Annotated in this window: 4 protein-coding genes and 1 pseudogene; 1 reads left to right on the top strand and 4 read right to left on the bottom strand. The window is 66.3% G+C overall.

Annotated features, from left to right (window positions below):
• The 3 genes from DD1DGNOD_RS15865 to DD1DGNOD_RS15855 all read right to left on the bottom strand — a co-directional run.
• Positions 1-1,653, bottom strand: a 1,653-nt coding sequence (locus DD1DGNOD_RS15865) for an enoyl-CoA hydratase-related protein (protein ID WP_131770473.1), incomplete at its 3' end; no start/stop codon positions are given.
• A gap of 150 nt (positions 1,654-1,803) precedes the next feature.
• Positions 1,804-2,784, bottom strand: a complete 981-nt coding sequence (locus DD1DGNOD_RS15860) for an MHYT domain-containing protein (RefSeq protein WP_131767183.1) — start codon at positions 2,782-2,784, stop codon at positions 1,804-1,806.
• A 339-nt stretch (positions 2,785-3,123) separates the two neighbouring features.
• Positions 3,124-3,399, bottom strand: a complete 276-nt coding sequence (locus DD1DGNOD_RS15855) for a type II toxin-antitoxin system RelE family toxin (protein WP_165485508.1) — start codon at positions 3,397-3,399, stop codon at positions 3,124-3,126.
• Positions 3,400-3,725: 326 nt separating this feature from the next.
• Between DD1DGNOD_RS15855 and DD1DGNOD_RS15850 the strand changes: the two genes are divergently transcribed.
• Positions 3,726-4,112 carry a CoA-binding protein gene (locus tag DD1DGNOD_RS15850; protein WP_131767231.1) on the top strand — a complete coding sequence of 129 codons (387 nt, stop codon included), beginning with the start codon at positions 3,726-3,728 and terminating at the stop codon, positions 4,110-4,112.
• Positions 4,113-4,162: 50 nt separating this feature from the next.
• Here DD1DGNOD_RS15850 and DD1DGNOD_RS27130 read toward each other — a convergent pair.
• Positions 4,163-4,399: pseudogene (locus DD1DGNOD_RS27130) on the bottom strand (hypothetical protein); the annotation flags it as partial.

Here is a 4,399-nt window from a genome sequence, read left to right as displayed (position 1 = left end):
TTCCTTGAAGACGAATGCGCGGCGCAGATCGGCGTGGCGGTTCTCGGTGAAGAAGTTGACGGCCATCCGACTCAGCTCACGGGTGCGGTAGACCTCAAGGGGTATCTCGGCCTCGTCGCCGGCGAGCCGTGAGGTCTTGGCGTCCAGCGCTTCCTGCCAGCCTGCGCCGGCCAACTCGTCGGCGAGGGCCAGCAGGGCGTTGTCGTAGTCCTGCGGCTCGTGTGGGAGCACCCGGTCCACCAGACCCATGTCGGCTGCTTCCACGTCACCGACGGGAAGGCAGTCGGTGGTCAGCGCCGTCGCGACCTCCTTGCCGACCCGCCGTGGCAGTGTGTACGTCCAGTATTCGGATCCGTACAGGCCCATGTTGTCATAGTGCGGGTTGAGCACCACGCCGGTACGGGCGGCAACCAGGTCTGCACCGAGTGCGAACATGATGCCCCCGGCGCCGGCGCTGCCCGAGACGCCCGCGACCACGAGTTGGTTGGTGCAGGTGATGACGGCCTGGCACAGATCGTCCATCGCGTCGATGTTCGCCCAGGCGGCGGTTGCGGGCCGGTCGGCCGCCTCGATCACGTTCAGGTGGATGCCGTTGGAGAAGAAGGTGTTGCCACCGCGCAGCACGATCACGCGGGTGTCCTGTTGGCTTGCCCAGGTGAACGCGGCGAGCAGCCGGCGGCAATGCTCCGTGGACATGGCGCCGTTGTAGAAGTCGAAACTGATCCATCCGACGGAGCCGTGACGGTGGTAGCGCACGTCCCGGCCGGCGTCCGGGTCGGGGACCTCCGACGTCGCCGCCGGCAGCGGCTGGACGTGATCGGGTATCACCAGGTTGGCCGGGAGCTTGGGCTGGCCGGCGCGGCGGAGGTGCCCGATCCACACCGCTCCGTCGACGGTGGGTACCAGTACGGCGCCGTCCCGCCGGGACAGCAGCGTGTTCTGGCGTTCGCCGTTGCGGGCCTGTGCGGGGACGGGGAACGCGACGATCGGACTGGCGTCGAAGGCGCGTAGCTGCTCGCCGAACAGCAGACATGGGGCGCCCGGCGAGCCGTCCGACGCCGCCACCTTGCGCAGGACGTCGCTGGTGGTGTCGATGTCCCAGTCGATGCGCCGGTCGTCGGCGCGGGTGGACGGCCGCAATCTGCCGCGCAGCCGGTGCGTCGGGATGCTGTTGAGCGGGGTGGGCAGGAACCCGACGACCTGTGCCTTGTCGACCACGTCGTGGATGACGGCCATGGCCGCGTCGGTGACCGGCCCGTTGTAGAGCGCCGACTTGCTGATGCCGGGTGGGACGGCGAGCTCCCGGGTCGACCAGATCGGCCCGGCGTCCATCTCGGCGACGGCCTGCAAAGCCGTGACACCCCAGGTCGACGCTCCCTCCAGGATGGCCCAGTCCAGCGAGGACGAGCCGCGGTCGCCGACCGGTCCCGGGTGGATGATGATTGTTCGCCGAGTCGTCCAGATGTCGTCCGGTACCCGTTCGCGCAGGAACGGACATATGATCAAATGAGGATCGGACAGCCGCACGGCGTCGCGCATCGCCTCCGGGCTGAGCGCCAGCTCGACCGTCACACGGTGGCCCGAACGCCGTAACTCGATCCATGCCCGCTGGGTGAGTCCGTTGAATGCGGACGTGAGTAGAAGAATCCTCATCTTCTTTCCTTGTCGGAAGTCAGATCGAAAGCCCGAATGGACTTCCGGGCGAATCTGTTTTCTCGTTGTGGGGATGTGGGGATGTGGATCCGTAGGCTGGCCCCGCGACGGGCGGTAGCACCGTCATAGTGATCATCACTGGCGGACGCGTCACCGTCCCGGACGGTGCGACGCGCGGTGGTTGTGCCTGACCAGAGCGGGCTCGTCGGGGTCAGTAGCCGAGGAGTGCGGGAAGGAGGGGACGGCTACCTGCACGGCACCGGCACCGGCATTGGCAGCCGGCTGGTGTGAGCGCACCGCACTGTGCAGTACGGGACTGCTGTCAGCACGGGAGCGGTCGGCCTGGGCCGGCTGCTCCGATCGGAGGGCGGCGAGGTGAGGATGATCGGGCATGGGACTGCCGATCCCTCCGGTCGCGGCGAAGATGATGAACATCAGAACAATGGATGCGGCGAAGGTCGTGATGGCCCCCATGGCGAAGGGGTCGACGCCATGCGGTCGTGGCAGGGTCGGGTCGGCGGTGACTCGGGTGGCCGCCATGCCCGTGTAGTGCATTCCGCACACTGCGACCGCCATGATTACCGATGCGACGGCGCGCCTGGGGGTACCACCGATGTGGAACGCGATCCAGAAGGCGGCTGTCGAGGCTACGACGGCGATGAGAACGGACAGGCCGACCAGCGGCATTACGTAGCTGATCGTTCCTCTGGTGTGCATCGCGTACATGCCGGTGTAGTGCATGGCGGCGACACCGGCTCCCGCGACCACCCCGCCGACGAGCAGCCGCGGGATGCTGTCGGGATCGGCGGCCACCACCGTCAGCCCGATCCCGGCCACGATCACAGCGATAATCATCGACAGACCGGTGATCGTCTCGTTGAACGCGATCCCCGGCTCGATACGGTAGGCGATCATCCCGAGGAAGTGCATCGACCAGATCGCGCATCCGCCCAGCGCCACCGCCGTGAGAGTCATCCACGCCAGTCGGCTGATGCCGGTGGCCGTACGTAGGTGGACCGCGCACGCCAGTGCCGCGAACGAACCGAACACGGCCAGCAGAAAGGACAGCAGAACGAACACTGGGTCGTACGAGGCATGCAGATGCTCTGCCGCGGCACTGACCGATCTCATCCGACCCCCAGGAGTCCACCACATGGCACTCAGGGGGCTGCTGAACAACGGCGTTCGATCAGCAGTCCCCCTAGTCTTCCGGTGGGGCAACCATAGCCAAACCGGGGGTAACCCGAGTGACCGGCCTCACTTGTTAATCAGTTAACTAATTAAATTTTTTTATCGATCTCCAGTATCAAAAGGAATTTTTGCGGATAAAGTACCATGAGTCGGAATATTTTAATTTGACAACTGGATATTAACTCTGGGTAACGATTCCAGCACGGGTGGCTCGGAGCGACGGCCGCAGGTCCGCAGCGACGTACGGGCTCGGCGGACGGCGACTGCTACGAGGCATGGCTACGAGGCGCGACGGGTCGGATCACGGCGTTGCGCGACAACCATGACACGGACGGACAGCGTGTTCGCGTCCACCTGGTAGAGGATCCGCCAGGACGGGCCGGTCGCCTCCCACATCGTGGAACGCGACTCCGGCAGGGGCGTGCCCGCCTTGCGCGGGTCGTTGCGCAGCGGACCGTTGAGGAATCGGCGGATTTCACCGGCGGTACGGTCGGGCAGCCGTTGCAGGTCGCGCTCTGCCGACGCCGAGACGGTCACCTCGTGTCGGGTGCTCACGCTGCCCCGCCGCTCATCTGCGTGTTCGGTGAGCACGGGGCCAGCGCGCATGTCCGGTTCTTCACATCGTGATCGTAGAAGTCCCCGTTGCCAGCCGCCGGAGTTTTCGGTTGCGTGGGAGGGAAGGGCAGAGCCGGTCCGTTTCCCACCGGAACCCGTGACAGTGCGACGGACACGGCGTCAAGGCTACCCATGTCACGCCTGATGATAGCGCAACCACTGGTTTTCGGCCGGTTGCGGGATGTCCGGTGCTCGCGGGATGACCGTGCCGGCGCCGCTGGTTGGTACTGGGCGTGCGCTACGGAGACGACGAGATCATCCGGCGAATGCTTGCCGACACGGCGGTCTGGGCGATAGTCGGGCTGTCGGAGAACACCTCCCGAGTCGCCTACTCCATCGCGGGCTATCTGCGCGCGCACGGTAAACGGACCATTCCGGTTCATCCTTCCCGGCCCGTGGTCGCAGGCGAGCGGGGTTACGCCACGCTGACCGACATCCCGTTCCCGGTGGACGTGGTGGATCTGTTCCTCCGGTCGGAGCTGGTCGCCCCGGTGGTCGACGACGCGATCGCCATCCGTGCCGGGGGGATCTGGATGCAACTCGGTGTCCGCGACGACGACGCCGCGCAACGGGCGGAGAAGGCCGGACTACCTGTCGTCATGGATACCTGCCCTCGCATGGAAGCACCCCGCCTGCTCGGCTGGGCTCGCTGATCACCTGCGTCTGACCGCCTGTGCGGCCGGACAGCCCATGCCTCGCGACGTCAGCGACGGCGAAGATGTCGAGGCCGGTGGACGGGCCGGGCGCGGGCGAGCGTGATCCGATGCCAGCCCAATGCCGCGGCCGGGGGAAGCAGTACCAGCGTCGGCAGCAGGTAACGGTAGTCGAAACACACCGTGGCTGACGGGATCACCAGCAGGGCCATGCTCGCTGTCACCAGCAACGCACAGTCCGCGCGGATCCGATCGTCTCCAGCCCGATCGTCTCCAGCCCGATCGTC

The sequence above is a fragment of the Candidatus Protofrankia californiensis genome (assembly GCF_900634765.1).
GTDB lineage: Bacteria > Actinomycetota > Actinomycetes > Frankiales > Frankiaceae > Protofrankia > Protofrankia californiensis.
Note: the sequence above shows the minus strand (reverse complement) of the source record. Positions and strands in the feature narration are given on the sequence as shown.

Coding starts and splice junctions, on each gene's coding strand:
- DD1DGNOD_RS15860 (WP_131767183.1), bottom strand. CDS start 2,784: ATGAGATCGGTCAGTGCCGCGGCAGAGCATCTGCATGCCTCGTACGAC.
- DD1DGNOD_RS15850 (WP_131767231.1), top strand. CDS start 3,726: ATGCTTGCCGACACGGCGGTCTGGGCGATAGTCGGGCTGTCGGAGAAC.